The sequence below is a fragment of the Alicyclobacillus shizuokensis NBRC 103103 genome (genome assembly GCF_001552255.1).
In the GTDB taxonomy this organism is placed as follows: domain Bacteria; phylum Bacillota; class Bacilli; order Alicyclobacillales; family Alicyclobacillaceae; genus Alicyclobacillus_G; species Alicyclobacillus_G shizuokensis.
On sequence record NZ_BCQV01000046.1, the window covers coordinates 1 to 23097 of the forward strand.

Below are 23097 nucleotides of genomic sequence, written 5' to 3' on the forward strand. Positions count from 1 at the left end.
TCGCAGTTCACGGATTTCCCGCTCAAGATCCCGTAGGGCTTTCGCTTCCGGCTTGAGGTTCCCGCTCCCGACGAACGGGGTAGAAGGATCCTCCTTGTATTTTGCCACCCAGCCATACAACATCTTTTGCGAAATACCGAGCTCCCGAGCCACCTGGCTCGCTGGCTTCCCACTCTCCAAAGCCAATTGAACTGCGTGAAGTTTGAATTCTTTGTCGTACTTCTGTGTCATGTGGCTCACCTCGAATCACCTTATTCTTACATTCTCGATTCGTTGTGTCCACTATTTCATCCTAACACCACGGTTACCAGCTTTGCTGGCGTTCCAGGCAGGCCTCCCCGGGTAAGAACGTTGTCTTTCCCTCCATATACCCACTCCATTTACTCTCGACAGCCTTCGGTAGCAAGGGCTTTGTCTTGGTCTGCAGACTCACCCAACTGTCGCTAGCCTCAATTGGAGTTCGTGACCCTTGGGCCGGAGGTTTGCCGCCGCCTTCCTTCAGATCCCACCTCGCGATGGGCACCCTTGGCTTAAGCTAATGGCTACTGCTACCTTCGCCATTCCGGACTTTCACCGTATAGACAACGCCCATGCCGGGCGCACAGCCGAAGGCAGCAGCGTCAGACCACCTGACGCTGCTGCTCCAACACCTTTTTATGGGACGGCAACAGGAGTGTGGCGGCGAGATTCATAAGAGCAATCACAAACACCACGCTAAAGATGTTATGCATGCTGTGGGCCAGCGCCTGGTGAAAGGCCTGAACAGCGGCCCGCGACAGCCCTGCAGCCTGGGCAGAGCTCAAAGCCGCCGATGCCCCGCCGCTCCACTTGAATCCATGGGCATGGGCGTAAGCGCCCAATGAGTTGTTGAACCAGGTCCCAAACGCCGCCACCCCGACCGTCTGCCCAAGTGAGCGGACAAACGTGTTCGATGCCGTGGCGGCTCCCCGCATTTGCCAGCCGACGGCCGATTGTATCAGGACAGTCGTCGGCGTCATCGCATACCCCATACCCCAACCGATAACGACCATGATTCCAACAAAGTACCAATAAGGTGACCCCAGGGACACAGCCAACAGCCAGGCGCAGCCAGCCGCAATCAGGATGCCGCCGATAACAGTGGTTGTCTTGGACCCCACCTTGTACATGTAGCGCCCCGCCAACGTGGCCCCGATGGGCCAGGCCAGGGACATCGGCATCAGGGTTAAGCCAGAGCTGGTGGCGGAGTGGCCCAGGATTAACTGGATCCACATTGGCAGGTACACGTTTCCGCCAATCAGCACGCAGCTGGCCAGGAACGCAATCAAGTTAGACACGGTAATGACGGGAATACGAAATAAGGACAGGGGTAGCATCGGCTGGGAGACCTTGGTTTCCACCATGACAAAGACCAACAAGCTGATTGCGGCAATCACGAACAAGCCCACGGCCGTCGGCGAGGTCCAGGTAAACTGCTGGCCGCCGCCCAGGAGCGCATACAACAGCGCCGTGATGCCCACCGTGAACGCCAATGCCCCGCCGTAATCAATCTGCTGCTGTTTACGGTCAAATGTCTCATGCAGGAACAACCAAACGAGAAGCAAAGATATAAAACCGACCGGCAGATTGATGTAGAAGATCCACCGCCACGAGACTTCGTCGACAAACAGGCCGCCAACCAACGGCCCCAAAAGCCCGGCAATCCCCCACACAGAAGAAAACAGGCCCTGCATGCGGGCGCGCTGCTCACCAGGAAACAGGTCCCCGATGATGGTGAAGGTGATGGGCATGACAGCCCCTGCGCCGATGCCCTGAAACGCCCGAAACCAGATCAGCTGCGTCATGGACTGGGCCGCGCCGGAAAGCATCGAACCCAATACAAACAGGATGACACCGACACTGAAAACGGTCTTGCGCCCGAACAAATCGGCAAGTTTTCCGTATATCGGCGTGGTGACGCAGGTCGTCAATGTGTAGACCGCAAACACCCAGCTGGTCATCCTCAAGCCGCTCAGCTCTTCAATGATCCTTGGCATAGCCGTGCTTACCACCGTCACATCAATCGCGACCAGCAAGATGGCCACCAGCATGGCCACGGTCACCATCGTACGGTTCGTCTGTCTCAATTGCACGCGTCCCACTCCATCCGTTTCTGTCTGAGCGTCTCTCTCATTTCTTGCACCCATTCCGGTTGGAAGCCTGAAACCGGCAGATCCATCCTCTAATAAATCAAATATTGCGGCCCTGCGCAATCCTGGAATGGCGCGCCCGGAGTCATAATCTCTTTGACGAGCGGCATACTACCCAATACACACGAAGACATGTTCGCGACAAAAGAATCGACGATACGGGAAAGGGAGGACACTCGACCATGCACGAATCGCAGCGAGTTCCCGGCTATCGAATGAGAAACATGGATGAACAGGAGTTTGTTGCATCGTATCGAAGGAATATCCGGCGCTACGAAGTGAAAAGCGGAGATTTGGCGGAGCAGCCGAAGCGAGCCCCCGCAGACTCGGAGCACCAAAATCCCCCCGCCGCCGATGTCCGCATGGACACACGCCGCTGAGGTGGTTGGCCAAGCCCCCCAACCGTTGCTAATATGTATATACTGTGGAACCCGGTGCAGACACCGCGCCCTGACGATGTGTCCTGCCTGGTCCCGGGTTCCAGCGACGGGGAGGGATCAGCGCTTTGCAGCCTTTGGTTGGTGTCATCATGGGCAGCCACTCGGACTGGCAAACCATGCAGCACACATGCAACATATTGGACGAACTCGAAATCCCCTACGAAAAAAAGGTGGTGTCCGCCCATCGCACGCCCGACTGGATGTTTGAATACGCGTCTGGCGCCGAGGCCCGTGGACTGGCGGTGATTGTGGCGGGTGCGGGCGGTGCGGCCCACCTGCCCGGCATGGTGGCCGCCAAGACCACTCTGCCGGTTATTGGCGTCCCCGTGCAAACCTCCAGCTTATCTGGCCTTGATTCCTTATTGTCCATCGTGCAAATGCCAGGCGGTGTACCGGTCGCCACGGTGGCCATCGGCAAAGCCGGAGCTGTCAATGCGGGCTTGTTGGCCGCCCAGATCCTCGGTCTTCGAGACCCGGACATTCGGCAAAGGTTTGCGGCGCGCAGGCAACGCATTCAGGAGGAAGTCCTGAGAGGGGGAGAGCCGGGTGAGTAATGCCTTCGTGTCCCACAAACAGGTGCATAACGTGATACTGCCCGGAAGCACGATCGGCATTCTCGGCGGTGGCCAACTCGGCCGCATGGTGGCCATTGCCGGCCGGCGCATGGGATACAGGTTTGTCACCCTAGATCCCACCCCGGATTCGCCGGCCGGACAGGTGAGCGACCGGCAAATCGTGGCCGCCTACTCGGACCTTGATGCGGCTCGGGAACTGGCGGCATGCAGTGATGTCATCACATACGAGTTTGAAAACGTGGACGCCCGTGTGGCTGCCTTGCTCGAACAGGAATCATATGTCCCCCAGGGCAGCCGTTTGTTGCGCACCACCCAACACCGAGTGCGCGAGAAACAAGCCGTGCAAGCCAGCGGCGCCGAGGTCGCGCCCTATGTTCCGGTTCGCAGTCGCTGTGACTTTGACGCGGCCATTCGTGCGCTCAACTGCCCATGTGTATTGAAAACCTCCAGCGGCGGCTACGACGGCAAGGGACAGTGGTTGGTCCACAACGCCGAGGACGCAGAGAAGATTTGGCCCGAAGTGGAGAAGGCAGCGGCCAGCCAGGACAACGATGCGGATGAGCCGCTGATCGCGGAGCAATTCGTGCCGTTCAGCAAGGAACTATCCGTCATCGTAGCGCGTAGCGCACGCGGTGAAGTCCAATCCTTTCCCGTGGCCGAGAACATCCATCGCGACCACATCCTGCACATGTCCATTCTTCCAGCCCGCATTTCGGAATCCACGGCCCGGAGCGCCCAGCGCCTTGCAGAACGGATCGCCGAAGGGTTGAAAGTCGTCGGCCTGCTGGCGGTTGAGATGTTCTTGACCGAGGACGGCCGCCTGTATGTCAATGAGCTGGCGCCGCGTCCACATAATTCGGGCCACTATACGGATGACGCGTGCACGGTATCACAGTTTGAGCAGCACCTGCGAGCCGTATGCAACCTGCCGCTTGCACGCGCTGAACTGACCACACCGGTCCTCATGATCAATGTGCTCGGTGAACACATGGCCCCTCTCCTGCAGGCCATGACCCACATGGACGCACGAATCAAAGTCCATTTGTACGGCAAACACGAGGCGAGAAGCAAGCGGAAGATGGGCCATCTGAACGTTTTGGGTTCCCTGGAAGAAGCGTTGGCTGCGGTCCGTGAGCTGTCCGTTTGGCCCCCGGAGAGTCTTAGCGTGTCGGAATGACGAAAGCGGCGAAGGCGACGGAATATCGTCACATTCACCGCACAGTCTGCGATATATCGACAGGCTCTTCGTGCTACACTGGACGTGTAAGACTCAACAGCGAGGGGGACGCAAGGTGAAAGGCAACCGCGAATCCTACAATCCGCTGGTGTCATTCGAGCGTTTCTGGAAGATCGCCGAAAAAATCACCCTAGTTTGCTCTTTCGCGTTGGTGTTTGGCACGGTGGGATATGTATCGCTGCACGCGCTCGCCTAAGCCCGACCATCCTGGAGAAAAGCCGATGCCCGGCGACTCAGGCACGCGCCGACGTCCTGCATGATGCGGGACACGACTTCGGCTGCGGGCAGGATTTCATGGACGAGGCCCAGACTTTGGCCACAATTGGCCCAACCCTCATCTAATCGGCCCTCGAGGGCAGCGGCAGCGTTTTTGCGGCCTGCGACCAAGGGCAGGATCTGATTCAGGTCACCTGGAGTTTCCTGCTCCTGCTTGAGGACAGCTCGCGTGTACGGGGAGTCCAGCACACGTGTCACCCTGCCGAGGGAACGCTCCATGACGAGAGTAGCGGTCACATCACCGTCCACAATCGCCTGCTTGTAGGCCCCATGGGCTTGACACTCGATTGTGGCGACAAACCGCGTTCCCATTTGCACGCCCTCGGCCCCCAGGCAAAACGCGGCTGCTGCCGTCCGCCCATCGGCAATACCGCCGGCGGCGACGACGGGAATGGAGACGACATCGCAAACCGCCGGAACCAGCGACAGAGTGGTCAACTCCGCGGGGCCGTCATGGCCCCCGGCCTCCACACCTTCGCAAATTACGAGGTCAACGCCTGCCTCCTCGGCCTTCTGCGCTTGGCGCGGTGTCGACGCCAGCGTCATCACGACCAGCCCCAGCCGCTGCAAGGGAGCCACGTAGGGGATGGGATTGCCGGCCGATAAGCTGACCGCACGGATGTGTGCGGCCATCTCTTCAATCACCTGAAAGTATGCATCCGGGCTGCGGTGCTCACTGAGCGGCACGTTGACACCAAACGGCTTGCGTGTGCAGCTGGCCGCGATTTCTATCTCCTGACGAAAACCCTCGGGACTCCGTCCACCAGATCCTACCTGTCCAAAACCGCCGCCCTCCGACACGGCGGCGGCCAAGCGGCCATTTCCAACATACGCCAGACCACCCTCAACTATCGGGTACTCACAACCAAGGATTTGGCACACACGTGTCTTCAACCGTTTTCCCCCCGAGGTGCATGTTATGACTCTTGTCTCTATACTAATCCCGCCAGTAGCCGTCTGCAATCTTACACTTCTTGTAAAATCCAATCAGTGAAGGACCCGACATGAATCGCGATGCGGCCCAGACGGAGCCCGGAGACTCTGTGGTACAATGACCTTCATGAGTGGCAGTTTGCCTGCCAATTTGCGTCCATGCGTCTGGATACACCGGAGGAGGTCAACCCGCATGCCCGTTCAAGCGGATATATTCCGCCGCGTGCTCGCCCGCTTTGCCAGCGGCGTGACCGTGGTTACAATGTCGGATGGCGCGCAAACCGCCGGCCTAACAGTGTCGGCGTTTTGTTCCCTCTCCCTCAATCCGCCTTATATCCTGGTCTGCATCCATCATGAGTCGTCTGCGTTGGACGTCGTGCGCAGGAGCGGCGGCTTCGCCGTACACATCCTGGCGGAAGACCAATCGGCGCTGTCCGCGCGTTTTGCCAGCCACGATGCTGACAAGTTTGCCGGTCTCCAGTGTGAAACCGGATTGCACGGAGCCCCGATTCTAAGCGGCGCGCTCGCCCACTTGGAGTGTTCCTTGGTGCAGGAGGTGTCTGCTGGTGACCACTCCATCCTGATTGGCCAGGCGGAGCACGGAGAGGTTGACGAGGATAAGGCGCCGCTCATCTACTACACAGGGCATTACCGGCAACTGCTCCCCTGACTACCTGTGCACCACGGATCGCCTGGCTTGTACCTGCTGGAGCGTGTGCTCGACGACCGCCGCCGCTGCGTCGGGCCTCGCCAAGCTCAGGCATGCCGCCTGCATGGCGGCGCGTGTGGTCGAGTGGCGAAGGGTTCGCAATGCCCGCACCAACTCGGTCGTCGAGTTCACTGCCTTGGCCGCTCCGTGGCGGACCAAAAACTCCGCGTTGTCCATCTCCTGTCCCGGCTGCGGTCGGTAAATCAACATGGGGCAGGCCGACGCCAAGCACTCAGAGACGGTCACGCCCCCTGACTTCACCACGGCAAAATCGGCCCCCTGCAGCCAGTCGGCCACATTGTCAATGAACGGCAGGGCATGGATATGCGGCCACGACTGCGCCCACCGCTCCACCTGCTGGCGCATCTTGCGGTTTCGGCCGCACATCACGTAGACGGCGTGCTGTGGAAACAACCGTCTGCTGCGCTGCAACACCGACAGCAAATGTGGAAACACGCCCCGTCCCCCCGTCGCATAGAGGATATACGGGCGCCGCCCGCCGACCCCTTCGCCGATATGGCAGGAGAGGAACTGCTGCCGAATGGGAATTCCCGAGACCACCAATTCCTGCCCGGGTTGGAGAAACTGGCGCATGCCCTCGGCGAGCGATGCGTGGGCGATAAAGTACGTATCGACGTTGTGGTGAAACCACCGGCCGTGCACAGTGAAATCGGTGATCACCACGCCAATATAGGGTCGTCCCTCATCTTCCGAGATGGACGCCAGAGCATGATCCGGAAACAGCTGCAGGACAATATCCGGCCGCTGTTCTTGCACCTGGCGCAACACCATCTGCCGGGACAAGGACGACAGAACCTTCCAGAACGCGTGATCGGGACCGAAATGGGCCGTCGCCCGATAACTCACTCCGTACATCTGAGGCGCAAACCGAGTCGTCCATTCGTACGTCCATTCATTGAAGTGGGCTACACGAGGGCTTGTCTCTCGATAGATGTCCAGTATGGCTGTAGAAACTCCGCGTTCTCTGTACGCCTCGCGCAGCGCGTGCGCCACCTGATGGTGGCCATCTCCGATGTGTGCTGTCAACAGTAGAGCCTTCACCATCGGCACCTCACGTTCGATTCGGTTTGTCGTCCGACGCCACCTTGACCGACCGCGCAGGATCACGCGGATATCCGTACATGGCGATCAAGCGCGCCTTGGTCGTCGCCACCAGCTTCGGCACGAAGGCATCGGGATGAGCCGCCAACAGTCGATTGGCCTCCGGGTTGAAGGCCTTGAGCACCTGGCGGAGGTACCAGCGAGTGACCGGAGCGAATAGGCGGTTGCGTAATGGAAACGCCTCGAATCCCATGCGCTCAATCCCGCGATGAATAAACGTGATCCCATATAACACCTGCACATCGGCGAACTCCGGATCGGCCATGCGTTGTGCCAGAGCTGGAAGGGACTGGCGAGCCATTTGCAGCAGCTTGACCGTAGAAGCGAGGATATTCTGTTCTTTCTTCAACACCCGCGCCACCACTGCATTGTTGACGTGCAGCTCGACAACCGGCTGCCCCCGTTTGACCACAACCCCGTCGATCACGAAAGGTTTCCCTATGTAATGGGCCTTCGACATGTAGAACAGGTCCTCCACGCCAGGACGGATGGGTCGAACCTTGAAGAGCCAACGAAATCCGGCCTCCCAGAGGTCCCAGAAGCGCGCCTTTGCGTGCACCAGAATCCCCCCTTCAATACCACTCATCCAGCGTGCGAAACGAGTATCCGGCGGCACGCACACGCTGCGCCAATTCTGGAATCAGCGCAATCACCTGTTCGGGCGCGCCCGTCTCGGCACCCCAGGTATCATCGCTGTCGTGCAGGACCACGATGGCCCCCGGATGCAGGCGCTCAACAACCCGCTGCAGCACCTGACCGGGCGGTTGCAAGCGCCAGTCCCCAACCATGATGGACCACGTGACCAACCTGTGGGTCCGAAACACAAGGCCCAATGTGACCGCGTTGAGCGCCCCCCACGTCGGGCGGTAAAACCGTGGGCGCACGCCGAAGGTGCGCCCCAAGGCGTCCGTCGTACGCCGAAACTGCCACAGCGTTCGGCGCGGCGGAAGCAGAGGAACGAACGCGTGGGTCCAGCCATGCACCTCGACCTGGTGCCCCTCCGCCATCATGCGGCGAATCAAGTCAGGATGGGCCAGCGCTTTTTGGCCGACGACAAAGAAGGTGGCCCGCACACCAGCCGCCTTGAGAGCGTCCAGGAGGCGACCCGTGTACTTGGGATCCGGCCCGTCGTCAAACGTTAAGGCGATCTCCCGCCGCGCCGGTCCTGTGCGCAACGCCCACAAGCGACACAGCCGAATCAGCAGATTGGGAACCAACGCATACAGGCAGAGCAGGACGAATGCCGCCACGGCTATCCATCGCCACACGCGCCTGTCACTCCCATCCGCCCGGCTGGCCAATGACCGGCATCGGAGTCCCTGCCTCATCCGCCGCGTAGCGCATCAACCATTCGGCGATCCGTCCGGCCGCCCCCCGACGGTGCGCCGCCCGCGCCGCGCGCCGCATCGCCTGCAGGTTGTCCGGGTGCTCCTGGAGCTGGCGCAATTCCTCAGCCGCATGCTGGATGTCTGTGACCCAACGGGCCGCTCCCAAGTCCACCACGTACTGGCCGTTGCACACCTCTTGACCGGGAATCGGGTGGTATAAGAGCATTGGCAGCTCCATGGCCAACGCCTCCGCCACCGTAATGCCGCCCGGCTTGGTCACCACCACGTCCGCCATGGCCATCCAGCGCTCCATCTCCGTGGTGTAGCCGAGCACACGAATGCGGTCGCTGTGCAGCGGGCGCAGGCGCCTGTAGAGCTTATCGTTGCGGCCGCAGATCACCGCAAATTGAACCGGAGTTGCCTGCATCACCTCCATCCACTCCGCCACATCGGCCACGAGACCGGCGCCGCCGCCCATCAGCAGCACCAACGGCCGCTCGGCAGACAGCCGCTCGGCTTGGCGCAGCTCCCGACGACGGGCCAGCGCCTGCCGTGCACCCGAGTCCTCAAACCGCGTACGGATGGGCATCCCGCTGACAACGATGCGCTCACTTGCCACGCCGAGTGCCGTCAACTCCGCCTTCACCTGCTCGGTCGCGACAAAATACAGTTTTGTATGCTCCTGCACCCACTGTCCATGCGCGGTGTAATCGGTCAAGACGGCCGCTACCGGGATGCGCGTGAAGCCTTGCTCACGCAATTGCGCCATCACGCCGTTCGGAGTGGGGAACGTGCTCACCACCACGTCCGGAGCATACGCCTTCAGGCACCGTTTGAACTTCGCCATCCCCAACCGGTTGATGCGCCGCTGCAACGAAGAATCCCGATCCAACCGGGACATCGATTTGTAGAAGACTTCATACAAAGCGGGAGCCAATTGCACGCCCTGAATCAAACTGAACTTGGCAAACGACCGTAAGGCCGGATTGAGCCACTGGGTGTAATCGACGAGCTTCACGGTCACCCCTCGACGGCGTAACGCTTCCCCCACCGCATTGGCCGCTTGCATGTGCCCGTCGCCAAAAGAGGCGCTCATGAGCAAGACTCTCACTACAATCATCCTCACTGCATCATCAAGGTCAGAAATCACTGCGCCCGTTGTATTGCCCGGTGCATGCGTGCGCCCCGTACCGATACCAGTATATCACCATAACCCACCCTGCACGATGTTCCCGTCCATGTCACCAGGGCGCTAGCGGTTGTCAGGCGATGGCACCGCTCGCTGCATTTCAAACCTCCTCCTGCGTCGCGGGTACATCCAGTCCCAGTCGGCGCGCCACCAGGCCGGTGGTGCTGGCCTGCAGAACAATCGTCACCAGGATCGCCAAAAACGTGACCGCGCCGATGACGTCCGCTCCGGGCACCCGTTGCGCCGCCAACATCCCCGACAAGGCGGCCGGTATCACCCCGGTCTCGCGCACCCAAAACATGAACAAGATGTCGCGCATCCCCCACTTGGCCCGCCTGTCGACCGGCGTGGACACCAACACGGTGAGTGGGCGCGCCAGCGCCATCAGCACCACGACGACCAACAACCCCATCCACAGATGAGCAAACACCGCAGAGAAGTTCACTTGCGCCCCCAGCAAGACAAAGATCATCATCCGCGCCAACAAAGTCATGCCGTGGCCAAAATGCTCTATGTGATCCGTGCTCCGATCCGACAACGGAAGGCGGAAGGCGGTGCCGTTGCCGGCGACCACTCCGGCGGTGAAGGCGGCCATAAAGCCGCTAGCGTGCAAAACCTCCGCCAGCTCATAGGAGCCCAACGCCACCACCAGCATGATGATGGAGGCGTAGGCATGCAGTCCGCCCCATCCCTTGCCGGAGAGCGTCCACAGAGCCGCGAGTCCGCAGGCGAGGCCCACTGCCAGTCCAATCACCGCCGATTCCAAAAACCCCCCGACGGGCCGCCACCAGTGCACCCCCTGATGGGAACCGACCATGTCCAACAGCGTGAACACCAGCACCGACGCGGTGGCGTCATTGAAAGCCGACTCGGACTCGACCGTCTGTTGCAAGCGCGGCTTGATGGGCACGCGGGAGAAAACGGGTATCAGAGTGGCCGGGTCTGTCGACGCCAAGACAGATCCCAAAAGCAGCGCTGTCAGCCAGCCGAGCCCGAGAGCCAGGTGGGCTGCCGCTGCCACCACCAGTGCCGATACCAAAACCCCTATCGTCGCCAGCAACCCAACACTGATCCACACCTCACGCAAGACCCGCAGCGAGACCGCGCGTCCGCCGTCAAACAGAATCAGTACGGCGCCAAAGTTGATGATGAACTGGTTGACTTGCGACTGCCCCGGCTCGTTCAACCACCCCAACAGGTACGGACCGACCACGATGCCAACCACCAAGAACGCCGCCACGTCGGGGATACGCGGTCGCTCGGTCAGCTTGGCCACAACCACCCCACCGCCAAAGATGAGCAGGAGCGCCTGCCAGGCGCCGTCCCAGGTCTCCAAGTTGAGCAAGTCATCAACTCCTCGCACACATCTTCCCAGCTAGTATACGCGGGTTATTCCGTTCCCCGTTGCCTGTGTCGGAAAGGTATAATAAACTTAAGAAAGCACGGACGATTCCGCCAGAAAGGCCTGTTCTCGAAATGGGGGCTGAGCATGAAAGTATCGCCTGTCGGCATGCTGGTCATCGCAGTCTGCGTCTTGGCCGCCGTTGCGTGTTGGGTGGTCGGGTACTTTGGGCTGCCCAATGAGGTCACGCACCGTAACCTGGCAGAGAACCCCAAACTGGCGGTCTCGGTCACAAGCGGTAAGACCTCCGCTACGCGCAACACGTCGTCTGCGGCCGGACTGCCGGCATCCAGTACCGCCGTATCCAAGCCGCTCGCGCAGTTGGACAAGGCGGCAAAAACGGTCGACCTCAACATCACAACCAACCAAGACATGGCGTTCAACGGCTATTCTAAGGGTGCCCTGAAGATTGCCGTACCCACGGGCTGGACGGTGAAAGTTACGTTTAGCAACAGCTCCACGATTCAACACAGCGTCGGTTTCACCGACTGGGCTCACCGTCAGGGCAACTCGTTCCCGGCCGCTTTCAGCCACTCTCTGATGCAGGGCTTCCAAAGCGGCATCACCTCCAGCCACGCACCTGTGAGCTTTCAGTTTACCGCCGACAAGGCCGGGAAGTACGCCATGGTCTGCGGCATTCCCGGGCACGCCGCGATGGGCATGTGGGACGAGTTTGACGTGTCCGACCATCTGCAGGCACCCACGGTCACGACCGCCAAGGGAACGCAAAAAGTCTCCTGACCCGCGCCTCGTCGCTGTCCGGCCTGACACTCCGAGTCATGTGGCCGAGGAATTGTCCGCTTGGTCCCGAAGCGCCATCCGAATCAGGTGTTGCAGGTTTGAGGGACGCAGTTGCCCGGTCTGCATCCGCTGAATGCGCCCTTCTGGGTCAATCAACACGGTCGTCGGGTACCCTTCGATGTGATACGCTTTCGAGAATTCGCCATGCAAATCTGCGAGTAACAGGTACGGAATCTTGTATCGGGCCGCGAAGCGGCGGGCATCCGCCAGTTTGTCATCCTCGGTCATGTTGATGCCAACAAACTCAATCCGGCCTTGATACCGTTTCGCAGCCTGCACCAATTCCGGTGTCTCTTTTGCACACGGCTGGCACCAGGAGGCCCAGGCGTTGAGGATGACCGGCTCCCCTTTGCGCAGCAAGTCGGACAGGGACACGGTCTGAGACGTGTCGGGCAGCCTGGCTAACACAAACGACGGCGCTATGCGCCCCGGCGCAGGCGGTGTCGCCGCGGCACCGCACCCGGCCACCAGCGCCAGGAGTCCGCACAATAAAAGAAACCGCACAGCAACACGACCGTGGACCATACGATCACCTCCTGCGCCCTTCCGCGCGACGGACTCGTCAACCCTGATCACGTCCGGACTATCCGACTTCCGCAGAGACTGGCGGGAGAGAGCGAAGAAACCTCGCCACCGTCTCAGCAAACGCGTCGGGCCGCTCCAAATGCACCGTGTGCCCAGCCCCTTGGATGACTTCCCGGCCAAGGTGAGGGTTACGCTCCTGCATTTGCTCGGCGATCCGTGTATACTTCTCATCCTGGTCTCCGGTCACCAGGCAGGTCGGCATGCGCAGCCGCATGAGCTGCGGCCAATACGATGGTTGGCACCCGGTGCCCAGGCCGCGCAGACTGGCCGCCAAACCACTCGGGCGCTGCTTCAGACGGATGGCTCGCTGCCGCGCCAATACCTCCGGCGGCAATTGCTCCTGCGTTGCAAACAGGGGCAGCCGCTCCCAACGCTCGATGAACGGCTCCAAGCCTTGCTCCTCCAAGAATGCCGCCAGCCTCTCATCGGCACGACGCCGATCCGCCCGCTCCTCTGCGGTCCTCAGGCCTGGCGAGCTGCTCTCCATCACCAAGCCCAACACCAATGCTGGACGCATGACCGACAACGCCAGTGCCACGCGTCCCCCCATCGAGTAGCCCAGGACAACGAAGCGGCGCTCTCCCAAGACCTCCATCAACCGCAGCAGGTCCTGTACCTGTTGTTCCATGGCACACCGATTCGCATCGGGAGCGTCCGTATCCCCATGCCCCAACAGATCGACGGCAATCATCCGCCAGCCCGGCCAGGCATCGGCAAACGGGCGCCACACCGCGCCTCGCCCCGTAAACCCGTGCAACAGCAGCAGCGGCCGACCCAGGCCGTGCTCCTCCACGTGGTAATTCACACCCCGGATGGCCAGCTTGTACGTCTTCATGCGCCGCCTCCCGGCACACCTGACACGGTGAGCCTTTGCGCATACTCGCGCACCCGTTCCAATCCGGCCGCAATCACTTCTTGATGCCGCGTGTGGTTTTCGTCCACCTGAAAACGCGCCTGAATGACCGTCAGGCCCCCCGTCTCAAAATGCTCCGCGACCGCCGCCTGCAGGGAGTCGGGCCCTTCCACATCGTAGAAACGGCCTCCGTACATGGCCACGGCCGGCTCAAACTCGAGCCCATGCGGGGTGCGGAAGTGAGCAAACGTGTCTTTGTGAGCGGCTTGCGGCAAAAACGAAAAGATTCCGCCTCCATCATTATGGATGACGAAAACAAGAAGATCCAGGCCGTGCCTACCGACAGCCAACAGACCGTTCAGGTCGTGGTAAAAGGAGACGTCGCCGACGCACAAGGCGATAGGCCCCGGCGTCGCCGCGGCCGCGCCCGCCGCGGTGGAAACCACACCGTCGATACCGCTCAGCCCGCGATTCGCCAGGATGCGCAGCGACCGGTGGCCTCCGCGCCAAAAGGTGTCCAAGTCGCGCACCGGCATGCTGTTGCCGACCATCAGCGTCGATGCCTCCGGCAGAAGGCGCACAAATTCCATCAACGCCGCCGCCTCCTGCCAGGAAGCAGCCAGTCCGCGCTCTAATTCATCCCCGACTCGGTCATCCAAGTCCCGCCACGCGGACATCCAGGGCGCACGCGTTCTTGGCTGCGGGGACTGAGTTCTGCTCATCTCATCCGCCACCGATTCGATAAACAGGTCCACATCCGACTGCACCGCCTCTGCCCGGGTGAAGAACGGATCGCGCCAAAGCGGAGACTCATCCACCACCACCTGGCGGACGGCGGCGTGGCGGCTCAAATAGCGGCCGAGCGATTTGGAGGTGGGTGTGTGGCCGAGACGGATGATGATGTCCGGACCAAGCGTCTCCGCCAGCACCTCGTCCCGCAGCAGCACGTCATAATGACGAATGCTCGTCCGGGCCGATGACCACCGGCCACCGGAAAGCGGGTCTGCCAGGACCGGGATGCAGTACGCATCGGCCCACGCGTGCAACCTCTCCGCATTCCATGTCCGCTCCATCGGCCCCAGAACCAGCAGCGGACGGCGACTGGCCGCCAGCGCGGCCGCCACCTGCCTGACGGCGGCAGGGCTCGGGGCCAGCTGCGCCGGATACAGACCTGGTTCGGGACGGATTTCCGGAGACAAGGGTGAGGTATCGTTCCAGGACGGGGGGATCAACGGTTCACGAAAGGGAAAATTGAGATGAACCGGCCCTCTCGGCAGCGATTCGGCCACAAGCAGGGCCCGGCGCGCAGTCTCGGCAAAGTACCGGCGAATCGAGACGGTCGCCTCCGGGACCGCAGCTTCGTGCTGCCACTTGACAAAATGGGTGTACATGCCGCTCTGACGCACCGTTTGGTTGCTGCCCACGTCGTGCAGCTCCGGCGGCCTGTCCGCGGTGAGTACCAGCAGCGGCAAACGGGCGCTGTGCGCCTCCATGATGGCGGGCGTGTAGTTGCCAGCGGCGGTTCCAGAGGTGCATACAAGGGCCGGTGCGAAACCCGTGGCGCGCGCGATGCCGAGCGCGAAGAAAGCAGCGGATCGTTCGTCCAATTGCGACCAGACGCGGAATCCGCCATGGCGCAGAAAGGACAGGGTCAACGGCGTGGACCGAGAACCGGGAGAAATGACCACATGCCGCAGCCCCATGCGATGCAGTTCAGCGACAAAATCATATACAGCCGTAAGCCCGGTGTTTTCGTTCGTCATGAGGACACCCCCAGCGCCTGCAGCATCGGTTCAAACTTCCAGATTGTCTCCGCCCATTCCGAATCGGGGTGGGAATCCCCCATAATCCCGGCGCCCGCAAACAAGACGGATTCCGACGCGCTGAGCAGCCCGGAACGCAGAGCGACGGCAAACTCACCGTCCCCGTTCGGCGTGGCCCAGCCAATCGGCCCGGCGTACCAGCCACGGTAGAACGTCTCCCGTCTGGCGATAACCTCCAGAGCCCGCGCGCGTGGCACGCCTGCCACCGCCGGTGTTGGGTGCAGGCGCGCCAGCAGGTCAAACACGCTGGCGCTTTTCGCCAACCGTCCGCGAATCGGTGTGTACAGGTGCTGCACATTGGCCAACCGCCGGATCTGAGGATGGTCGGGATACGTCACATCTGTGACCACACCCTCAATGGTTTCAACAATCCAATCGACGACGGCCCGGTGTTCGGCCCGGTTTTTTTCACTCGCCCGGAGTTCCTGGGCCAATCGTTCATCCTCTTCCTCCGTTCGCCCGCGCGCTGTCGATCCGGCCAGCCCATCCATATTCACGCCACCGCCGGAGACGGAGACCAGGCGCTCCGGGGTGGCCCCCACAAACCACTGGCTACCCTGGCGCATGGCGAACACATGCGCTTCGGGAAACAGAGTGACCAACCGGCCGATGACTTCCGCCAAGGAGACGCCACCGCCGGTGACACGGACGGATCGGGCCAGAACAGCCTTGTCGTAATGTCCGGCGCGGATGTCCGCGGCCGTCTGGGATACGGCCTGGGTCCAATCCGCACGCTCCCGCTGCCCGCCAGGCCAAAGCCGGCTGCCAGTTCCACCGGCAACCAGGATCTGGGCGGCGTTATCCTCGCGCCATCGCCTGGCTTCCTCAACCAAGCGGCGCTCCAGGTCCGGCTGGACGGCCTCCGTGGCCGACAACGTCAGTTGCACCCGCACGGCGTCGCCGGACCATTCCAACAGCCAGCGAGGCAGCCGCAGCTCTGCGTCAGGCCACTCCTGCCAGGGATGACCATGGGGCCCGGCCGTGAAGGCAACACCGCCGAGCCAACGCGGCTGGGCGTCGCATGCCACGGCCGTCACCTGGGCCGTCTCCCTAACGGCGGCCCGCACCTCGTCCACCCGGTCCGCCCCGGCTCCCCGCGCTGTGGCGGCACGGCCCCAGGCCATCAGTCCAAACCGGGCTGCCGGCTTCACAAACACAAACTCAAGTTCAGGCACACCGGACCGCACCAGCGCGCTGGGGAGCCAGGACTCACGCAAAGACCGGGACAGGCGGACCGTCGCCAGGCGGCAGTTGGGATGCGCCCGGACCACCTGTCCAGCCTGCTGGGCCAACGCCCTCGCCATGTACTCAATGTCCATCATGTATCCAGCCATTCCCGCAGTTGCCTGCGCAATAATTTTCCAGACGCGTTGCGCGGCAGTTCCGCAAGCCGCATGATCCGCCGCGGCACCTTGTAGCCAGCCAGGTGCTGACGGCAAAACTGGATGAGCACGTCGTCCGTGACGGGGTTACACAGAACCACACAGGCCACAGGCGTCTGCCCCCATTGTTCGTCCGCCACACCGACCACGGCCGCGTCGGCCACCGCCGGATGGCGCAGCAGCACCGACTCCACCTCCGCCGGATAAATGTTCTCTCCGCCGCTGACAATCAGGTCCTTGCGCCTGTCCAAGACAAACAGGTACCCTTCCGCATCCAGATAACCGATATCGCCGGTGTGCAGCCAACCGTCGACAATCGCTTCCCGGGTGGCCTCTTCGCGCTGCCAGTAGCCCGCCATCACGGTGGGACCGCGGACGATGATCTCCCCCTCTTGTCCGGGCTGCGCCCGTTTCCCGTCCACCTCGATGGCAATCTCAGTTGGCAACAACGGCTTCCCGGATGACCCCAGCTTGCGCAGCGCGTCCTGCGGGCGCAGGGTACATACCTGCGTGTTGGCCTCCGTGAGCCCGTAACTTTGCGCCACCGGGGCAGACAGAGCGAGCGCCCGTTCCAGCAACGCCCGCGGCGCGCCGCTGCCGCCGAGCAGGATGCAGCGCAGCGTGCTGGGATAGGGGGCATCGCCGCGCGCCTCGACCATCCGCTGGAGCATGGTCGAAACCACCGACAACAACGTCACACCCTCCTCATCAATGGCCCGGTGCACCGCCGCCACGTCAAACCGGTCGTGCACCACGGCAGTGGTGCCATAGATGAGGCTGCGCATCAAAACCGCCAAGCCGCCCACATGGAACAACGGCATGGGCACCAACCAGCGGTCCTGCTCCGTCAGCCCCAGCTGTAAAGCGGAGCCCATGGCGGACCACCAATGGTTGCCGTAGGTAATCATGGCCCCCTTCGGCCGCCCAGTCGTCCCGGAGGTATATATGATGGCGTGCACATCCTGGGTACGGATGACCGTCCGCCGCACAGGCGACGCCTGTTCCTGCGCCAAGGCGGTCAGCGACACGACCTCGCTGGACGACCGCTGCTGACGCGAAGCCTGACGCGCCGACTCCAACCCCGCCTCGTCGGCGAGCACCAGGCGGACACCGGCATCGTCCAACTGCCACGCAATTTCCGCCACGGTCAGGCGCCAGTTCACCGGCACCAACACCGCTCCGATTTGCATCAAGGTGTGCACGGCCAGGGCAAACCACTCGCCGCTGTAAGCTATCACCGCCACCCTGTCTCCGCGTTTCACCCTCTTGTTGTGCAACGCACCGGCCATTTGCGTGGCCCGCTCATGCAACTGCCGATATGTCCACGCTCCTCCTTCCGTCTGGAGCGCCAGGCGATCCCCATCTGTGGACAGACGCCGCCCCAACCAATCGGGCAAAGTAACGCCCGTGCCAGCCGTCATGTCCTGCTCATCTCCCGTTTACACCATTCCTTGGCGTCGATTTGACCGTTCACCGCATGACCGGTGCGGGTGACCGCTCCGGTTGCCATGCCGCACACGACGAAGCGGCGATCCAACGCTCGCGTCGGAACGCCGCTTTCATCCCTGCCCAGGCACCGTCGGCCAGCCGCGCGGCTGAACGCCTCAAGGCAAGCGGCGAAACTGGCTGAAATTCGGTTTGCGCTTTTCGACAAACGCCCGGCTGCCTTCCTTGGCTTCGTCGGTCATGTAGTACAACATGGTCGCGTCCCCGGCCAGCATTTGCAGACCCGCCAGACCGTCCGTGTCCGCGTTGAAGGCCATCTTCAAGAACCGAATCGCGATTGGGCTTTTCTCCAGGATTTCTTTCGCCCACTTGATGGACTCTTCCTCCAACTGCGCTAGCGGCACCACCGCGTTGACCAGGCCCATGTCCAAGGCTTCCTGAGCGCTGTACTGGCGGCACAAGAACCAGATCTCTTTGGCCTTTTTATGTCCGACCAGGCGCCCCAACAACGTGGAGCCATAGCCCGCGTCAAAGCTGCCGACGCGCGGACCTGCCTGGCCAAAGACGGCGTTGTCGGCTGCAATGGTCAGGTCGCAGCACACATGCAAGACGTGGCCGCCGCCGATAGCGTAGCCTGCGACCACTGCAATCACAGGTTTCGGTAGAGCGCGAATCTGGCGTTGCAGGTCAAGCACGTTCAGCCGCGGCACGTTATCCTCGCCGACGTAGCCCCCATGGCCGCGGTAGCGTTGATCTCCTCCGGAGCAAAAGGCCTTGTCGCCGGCCCCGCGCAGGAGAACCACCCCGGTGGTCTCGTCGTCCCGGATGTGATTGAAAGCATCAATCATTTCCTTGACCGTTTCCGGCCGAAACGCGTTATGTACCTCGGGTCGATTGATGGTCACGCGGGCGATTCCTTCTGCCCGCTCGTAAATGATGTCTTGATACGGCTTTACAATCTCCCATTCCAGCGTCATGGAGCATACCCCTCCCGTTTTCATGACGGTTACTTTGCTCGATCCGCTCGACGCCGCGACCTTTTCAATCGCTGGCTCGCGGTTGCCCCCGTTCACTGTCCTCATGACTGTGCGTAGCGCTAGTACACTTCCCAAACCAGTCCAGGTCATTCTCAGTATAACACTAGGCCCGTCCGCACCCAACCCCCCCTGCCCACGCCATCGGAACCCAGCGTGCGGGCTTCGCGCGGGCGGCAGAGGAGACACCCGGCGCACGTGAGGCATGACCGGAAACTCCCGTTGTCGTCAAGTCTCGCAGTCTGCTATGATGGCGACTGGATACAGGATGATCATCGGATCTTGATTATTTGAGAGGCGGATGTACGCATCATGACTTTCAAGCAGCGTTTGGAAATTGGTTGGCGGCTCGCTCGCCCGTTTACACTGATGGCCTCCGTGGTTCCCGTCCTCGTCGGAACTGGACTGGCCCTGACACAGGCTTCCTTCCATATCTCTTTGTTTTTCAGCTTTTTTTTGGCCAGCCTATTGATTCAGGCCGCGACAAACATGTTCAATGAATACTTCGATTTTCGCCGCGGCCTGGATTCCGAAGAGATGGTCGGCATCGCCGGCGCCATCGTGCGGGACGGCGTGCGCCCGCGGACCGTGCTGGGACTCGCGTGGCTTTTTATCCTGGTCGCCGGCCTCCTCGGCGTCTATATTTGCATCATGACCACATGGTGGATTGCGTTGGTTGGGGCGGCGTGCATCGCGGTGGCGTATTTTTACTCCGGCGGCCCAAAGCCCCTGGCCTACACGCCGTTCGGCGAATTGGCCGCATCGCTCGCGATGGGCCCGGTCATTGTCCTGCTGGCCTACTACATTCAGACCGACCAGATTACCACGCGCGCGGTCATCGCCTCGGTTCCCATCGGCTTGCTGATAGGCGCCCTGTTGTTGGGCAACAACATTCGCGATTTAGAGCACGATATCGCCGGCGGCCGGCGGACCATCGCCATTTTGCTCGGCGCGCTCGGTGGCCGCATCCTGTTTGCAATCGTCTACGCGGCCACCTATCTGATTGTCTTGGCTCTGATCGCCGTCGGTCAGCTCACCCCGTGGGCGCTGCTCGTTCTGCTCACCGTCCCGTCGGCGTACTCCGTGGTTCGGCGCTGGTTCCATAGCCGTGACGCCCAGCAGATGCAATTGGCGTTCAAGGGCACGTCCCTGCAGCTGCTGCGCTTTGGCGGACTGATGTTTGTCGGGCTATTGGTCTCCACCTGGATACCACTGCCGTGACGGAATGCCTGGCGGAAGCGCACCGGCCATCCCGCCCCGGACATGGAGAGGACGGCCGGCTGTCCGAAACCAGACCCCAGGGTGCTTCCTGGGGACTGACTTATAATGTTTCCCGCTCGCGCCGCCTGTCCGTGACCTGCCTGTCCGCAAAGCCAACGCGGATGCCCTGCACGGGAAGCGGCGCATACCCAGCCATGAGAGTGTTTCTGTCAGCCATCCTGAAGCGCCCGTATGACCGCATCCACATCCGCGGTCGGAGCCTGGCAGGCGTAGTTTTGGCACACGTACACGGTCGTCTTGCCGGCCGCCGACGTGTACTCGGACGTGTACGGAGCGACCTGCGCAAGCTCCTCGGGTCCATGGAGCGGCTTGAAAAGCGTTGTGGTATCCGGCAGGAAAAGGGGCTGCAGCCGCTCGCGCAGGAGCGCAGTTTCCGGTGCACCCGAACTGCCGACAATGATGATCTCCCGTCCAGGCTGATGAGCGTACCACAACGCCGTCGCATAGAAGGCGTATCCCGCCGGATGACGGGCGGCCTCGCCAGCGAACGCCGCCAGCGTGCGCCGTCCCATCTCCGTCCACCGTTCGTCCGCCGTGAAACGCCCCAAGCGCAACAGATTCAACGCAGCCACCGAGTTTCCTGACGGAGCAGCCCCGTCGTAGACCTCCTTCAGGCGCATCAACAGTGGCTCCACGTCATGCCCTGACAAGAAAAATCCGCCCTGATCCGCATCCCAAAGCCTATCTACCATCTGCTGCTGCCAATGGATGGCACGCGCCAGATAGCTAGCGTCCCACGTCGTCTCATACAATTCCAACAGTGCCCAGACCCAAAACGCGTAATCGTCCACAAAGGCAGGCTGGCCCCGCTCCCCGTCGCGATAGCGGGCGCTCAACCGCCCATCCGGACCGACCAGATGGGATTCTATGAACTGGGCCGCGCGGGTGGCCACCCGAGTGTACGTCTTCTGTTGAAACACGCGACCAGCCTTGGCCAAGGCGGCTATCATCAGCCCATTCCAGGCGGTCAGCACCTTATCGTCACGCGCAGGCCGGATTCGTTGGGCGCGGGCTTGACGCAGGGCGTCCTGCCAGCGGCGCACACGCGCCGCCAAGCCGGTGCCAGGATTCTCCCACATCGCCTGCACCAGCTCGTCCGCACAGTGAACCAGGTTGGGAATACTGCGTCCGGCAAAGTTGCCGATCTCGTCGATATCGTACAGCTGACAGTACACCGCAGCGTCGCTCGTCCCCAAAACGGCCTCCACCTCGGTCGGAGTCCACAGATAGAACCGGCCCTCCTCCCCTTCCGAATCGGCATCCTCCGCTGAATAAAAACCACCGTCTGGGTGCGTCATATCGCGCAGGACATAGCTGATGACGTCACACGCGATCCGCCGATATCGGTCATGACGCAACACCTGGTACGCCTCGGTATACACCATCGCCAGCAGAGCGTTGTCGTACAGCATCTTTTCAAAATGCGGGACCATCCACTCTCTATCCGTGGCATAGCGGCAGAATCCAAACCCCACATGGTCATATATGCCGCCGCGATACATGCTGTCGAGTGTGGTTTCCACCACGTTTCGGATAGATCCGCCCCGATTTTGTTTTAGATAGCGCAGGAGCAACATCAGATTGTGTGGAGTGGGAAACTTCGGCGCCTCTCCAAACCCGCCAAACCGTTCATCAAAGCGAGACTGCAAAGCCGCCACCGCCGCATCCGCAATGGCCAAGTCCGCACGGCCTGCAACAGACGCCGTCAAGGCTGACTCGATCCGCTGCGTCAACTCCTCAATCGACGCCTCCAACCCCGACCGATTGCGCTGCCATCGGGCCGCAATCTGCTGGGCAAGCTCCAGCAGTCCAATCCGCCCGTGACGCGTGTGCTTGGGAAAGTATGTCCCGGCAAAAAACGGTTTCTGATCCGGAGTCAAAAAGGCGGTCAGCGGCCACCCGCCTTCGCCGGTGAGCGCCTGGCAGAACTGCATGTAGACCGCATCAATATCGGGCCGTTCCTCCCGGTCGACCTTGATGCAAACAAAGTGTTGATTGAAATAAGCAGCGACTTCCTCGTCCTCGAACGATTCGCGCTCCATCACGTGGCACCAATGACATGTAGCCCAATAACCGCAATTTAGGAGTACCCAACGCTTAGGAAGATGGGCTTGTTTTCGGACCTTGCCTTTGAAAACGCCTCGTCACCCCACGGATACCAGTCAACAGGGTTATAAGCATGTTGAAGCAGGTATGGGGATTTTTCCTTCGCTAAGCGATTGGGTACGCTCCTTGAATTGGATGTCATCGGACCACCCCCCTTCCAAAGTCAATTTGTCCGCTAACGATATTCTATTCCAAAAGTCACCTCGTTACCCTCACGGTCATATATGATCCGACGAACAATCGTCTTGAGCAAGTCGTTTTGTTCCTTTGCGGTAGATGCATCTTCCCATTTTGTTTAAATGCCTCGATTTTCTCTTCTGTTGACCCGATCAGATGAGGCGTTGGATGAGGAAGACAAACTCTATCTCCAGCGGTTGTTCGAGAACATCGATGGATCCAAAACCAGG

Annotated in this window: 22 protein-coding genes and 1 pseudogene; 7 read left to right on the plus strand and 16 right to left on the minus strand. The window is 61.2% G+C overall.

Going from position 1 to position 23097, the window contains the following annotated elements:
- Window positions 1–231: transposase (locus ASH01S_RS14975; RefSeq protein WP_067929257.1), on the minus strand; the 231-nt coding region annotated here is incomplete at its 3' end.
- Between the two features lie 389 nt (window positions 232–620).
- Window positions 621–2111 carry an MDR family MFS transporter gene (locus ASH01S_RS14980; RefSeq protein ID WP_245629104.1) on the minus strand — a complete coding sequence of 497 codons (1491 nt, stop codon included), beginning with the start codon at window positions 2109–2111 and terminating at the stop codon, window positions 621–623.
- A 239-nt stretch (window positions 2112–2350) separates the two neighbouring features.
- Here ASH01S_RS14980 and ASH01S_RS14985 point away from each other — a divergent pair, with 239 nt between their 5' ends.
- From ASH01S_RS14985 to ASH01S_RS18590, 4 genes are all read left to right on the plus strand, one after another.
- Window positions 2351–2548, plus strand: coding sequence for a hypothetical protein (locus ASH01S_RS14985; protein WP_067929258.1), 198 nt, complete (start codon window positions 2351–2353; stop codon window positions 2546–2548).
- Window positions 2549–2697: 149 nt separating this feature from the next.
- Window positions 2698–3162: a 5-(carboxyamino)imidazole ribonucleotide mutase gene (purE, locus tag ASH01S_RS14990; RefSeq protein ID WP_067929275.1), complete on the plus strand. Its 465-nt coding sequence runs from the start codon at window positions 2698–2700 to the stop codon at window positions 3160–3162.
- The gene (purK, locus tag ASH01S_RS14995; protein WP_083517229.1) at window positions 3155–4360 is read left to right on the plus strand and encodes a 5-(carboxyamino)imidazole ribonucleotide synthase; all 1206 of its coding nucleotides are present in this window, start codon (window positions 3155–3157) and stop codon (window positions 4358–4360) included. Before purE ends, purK begins: the two co-directional genes overlap by 8 nt.
- A gap of 115 nt (window positions 4361–4475) precedes the next feature.
- On the plus strand, window positions 4476–4616 hold the full coding sequence (locus ASH01S_RS18590; protein WP_157067164.1) for a hypothetical protein: 141 nt from the start codon (window positions 4476–4478) through the stop codon (window positions 4614–4616).
- On the opposite strand, the gene ASH01S_RS15000 is transcribed toward ASH01S_RS18590, so the two are convergent.
- The gene (locus ASH01S_RS15000) at window positions 4613–5590 is read right to left on the minus strand and encodes an NAD(P)H-dependent flavin oxidoreductase (protein WP_067929259.1); all 978 of its coding nucleotides are present in this window, start codon (window positions 5588–5590) and stop codon (window positions 4613–4615) included. The genes ASH01S_RS18590 and ASH01S_RS15000 overlap by 4 nt on opposite strands.
- A gap of 232 nt (window positions 5591–5822) precedes the next feature.
- On the opposite strand from ASH01S_RS15000, the gene ASH01S_RS15005 reads away from it, so the two are divergent.
- Entirely contained in the window at window positions 5823–6299 is a 477-nt protein-coding gene (locus tag ASH01S_RS15005; protein ID WP_067929260.1) for a flavin reductase family protein, read from the plus strand.
- Here the strand turns inward: ASH01S_RS15005 and ASH01S_RS15010 are convergent, their stop codons facing one another.
- The 5 genes from ASH01S_RS15010 to ASH01S_RS15030 form a co-directional block, all read right to left on the minus strand.
- Window positions 6300–7400 carry an MGDG synthase family glycosyltransferase gene (locus ASH01S_RS15010; RefSeq protein WP_169794252.1) on the minus strand — a complete coding sequence of 367 codons (1101 nt, stop codon included), beginning with the start codon at window positions 7398–7400 and terminating at the stop codon, window positions 6300–6302. It lies immediately after the preceding gene.
- 10 nt (window positions 7401–7410) lie between these two features.
- Window positions 7411–8019, minus strand: a complete 609-nt coding sequence (locus tag ASH01S_RS15015; RefSeq protein ID WP_067929262.1) for a YkoP family protein — start codon at window positions 8017–8019, stop codon at window positions 7411–7413.
- A gap of 13 nt (window positions 8020–8032) precedes the next feature.
- A complete protein-coding gene (locus ASH01S_RS15020; RefSeq protein WP_245629105.1) occupies window positions 8033–8728 on the minus strand; it encodes a polysaccharide deacetylase family protein in 696 nt (231 codons plus the stop codon).
- A 7-nt stretch (window positions 8729–8735) separates the two neighbouring features.
- Window positions 8736–9908, minus strand: coding sequence for an MGDG synthase family glycosyltransferase (locus ASH01S_RS15025; RefSeq protein ID WP_067929263.1), 1173 nt, complete (start codon window positions 9906–9908; stop codon window positions 8736–8738).
- 169 nt (window positions 9909–10077) lie between these two features.
- A complete protein-coding gene (locus tag ASH01S_RS15030) occupies window positions 10078–11322 on the minus strand; it encodes a cation:proton antiporter (protein ID WP_067929264.1) in 1245 nt (414 codons plus the stop codon).
- Window positions 11323–11466: 144 nt separating this feature from the next.
- Here ASH01S_RS15030 and ASH01S_RS15035 point away from each other — a divergent pair, with 144 nt between their 5' ends.
- Window positions 11467–12120: a sulfocyanin-like copper-binding protein gene (locus ASH01S_RS15035; protein WP_067929265.1), complete on the plus strand. Its 654-nt coding sequence runs from the start codon at window positions 11467–11469 to the stop codon at window positions 12118–12120.
- A 36-nt stretch (window positions 12121–12156) separates the two neighbouring features.
- On the opposite strand, the gene ASH01S_RS15040 is transcribed toward ASH01S_RS15035, so the two are convergent.
- The 6 genes from ASH01S_RS15040 to menB form a co-directional block, all read right to left on the minus strand.
- Window positions 12157–12705, minus strand: coding sequence for a TlpA family protein disulfide reductase (locus tag ASH01S_RS15040; protein WP_067929266.1), 549 nt, complete (start codon window positions 12703–12705; stop codon window positions 12157–12159).
- Between the two features lie 58 nt (window positions 12706–12763).
- Window positions 12764–13600: a 2-succinyl-6-hydroxy-2,4-cyclohexadiene-1-carboxylate synthase gene (gene menH / locus ASH01S_RS15045; protein WP_067929267.1), complete on the minus strand. Its 837-nt coding sequence runs from the start codon at window positions 13598–13600 to the stop codon at window positions 12764–12766.
- Window positions 13597–15381: a 2-succinyl-5-enolpyruvyl-6-hydroxy-3-cyclohexene-1-carboxylic-acid synthase gene (menD, locus tag ASH01S_RS15050; RefSeq protein WP_067929268.1), complete on the minus strand. Its 1785-nt coding sequence runs from the start codon at window positions 15379–15381 to the stop codon at window positions 13597–13599. The genes menH and menD overlap by 4 nt, the downstream gene beginning before the upstream one ends.
- Window positions 15378–16775 carry an isochorismate synthase gene (locus tag ASH01S_RS15055; protein WP_083517230.1) on the minus strand — a complete coding sequence of 466 codons (1398 nt, stop codon included), beginning with the start codon at window positions 16773–16775 and terminating at the stop codon, window positions 15378–15380. Before ASH01S_RS15055 ends, menD begins: the two co-directional genes overlap by 4 nt.
- On the minus strand, window positions 16760–18244 hold the full coding sequence (locus ASH01S_RS15060) for an o-succinylbenzoate--CoA ligase (protein WP_067929270.1): 1485 nt from the start codon (window positions 18242–18244) through the stop codon (window positions 16760–16762). Before ASH01S_RS15060 ends, ASH01S_RS15055 begins: the two co-directional genes overlap by 16 nt.
- Before the next feature lie 183 nt (window positions 18245–18427).
- Window positions 18428–19246 carry a 1,4-dihydroxy-2-naphthoyl-CoA synthase gene (menB, locus tag ASH01S_RS15065; RefSeq protein ID WP_067929271.1) on the minus strand — a complete coding sequence of 273 codons (819 nt, stop codon included), beginning with the start codon at window positions 19244–19246 and terminating at the stop codon, window positions 18428–18430.
- A 369-nt stretch (window positions 19247–19615) separates the two neighbouring features.
- Between menB and ASH01S_RS15070 the strand changes: the two genes are divergently transcribed.
- Window positions 19616–20524, plus strand: coding sequence for a 1,4-dihydroxy-2-naphthoate polyprenyltransferase (locus ASH01S_RS15070; RefSeq protein ID WP_067929272.1), 909 nt, complete (start codon window positions 19616–19618; stop codon window positions 20522–20524).
- A gap of 209 nt (window positions 20525–20733) precedes the next feature.
- On the opposite strand, the pseudogene ASH01S_RS15075 reads toward ASH01S_RS15070, so the two are convergent.
- Both ASH01S_RS15075 and ASH01S_RS18040 read right to left on the minus strand, forming a co-directional pair.
- Window positions 20734–22638: pseudogene (locus ASH01S_RS15075) on the minus strand (thioredoxin domain-containing protein); the annotation flags it as partial.
- Window positions 22639–22664: 26 nt separating this feature from the next.
- Window positions 22665–22832, minus strand: coding sequence for a DUF255 domain-containing protein (locus tag ASH01S_RS18040; RefSeq protein WP_083517232.1), 168 nt, complete (start codon window positions 22830–22832; stop codon window positions 22665–22667).
- Window positions 22833–23097: the final 265 nt, after the last annotated feature.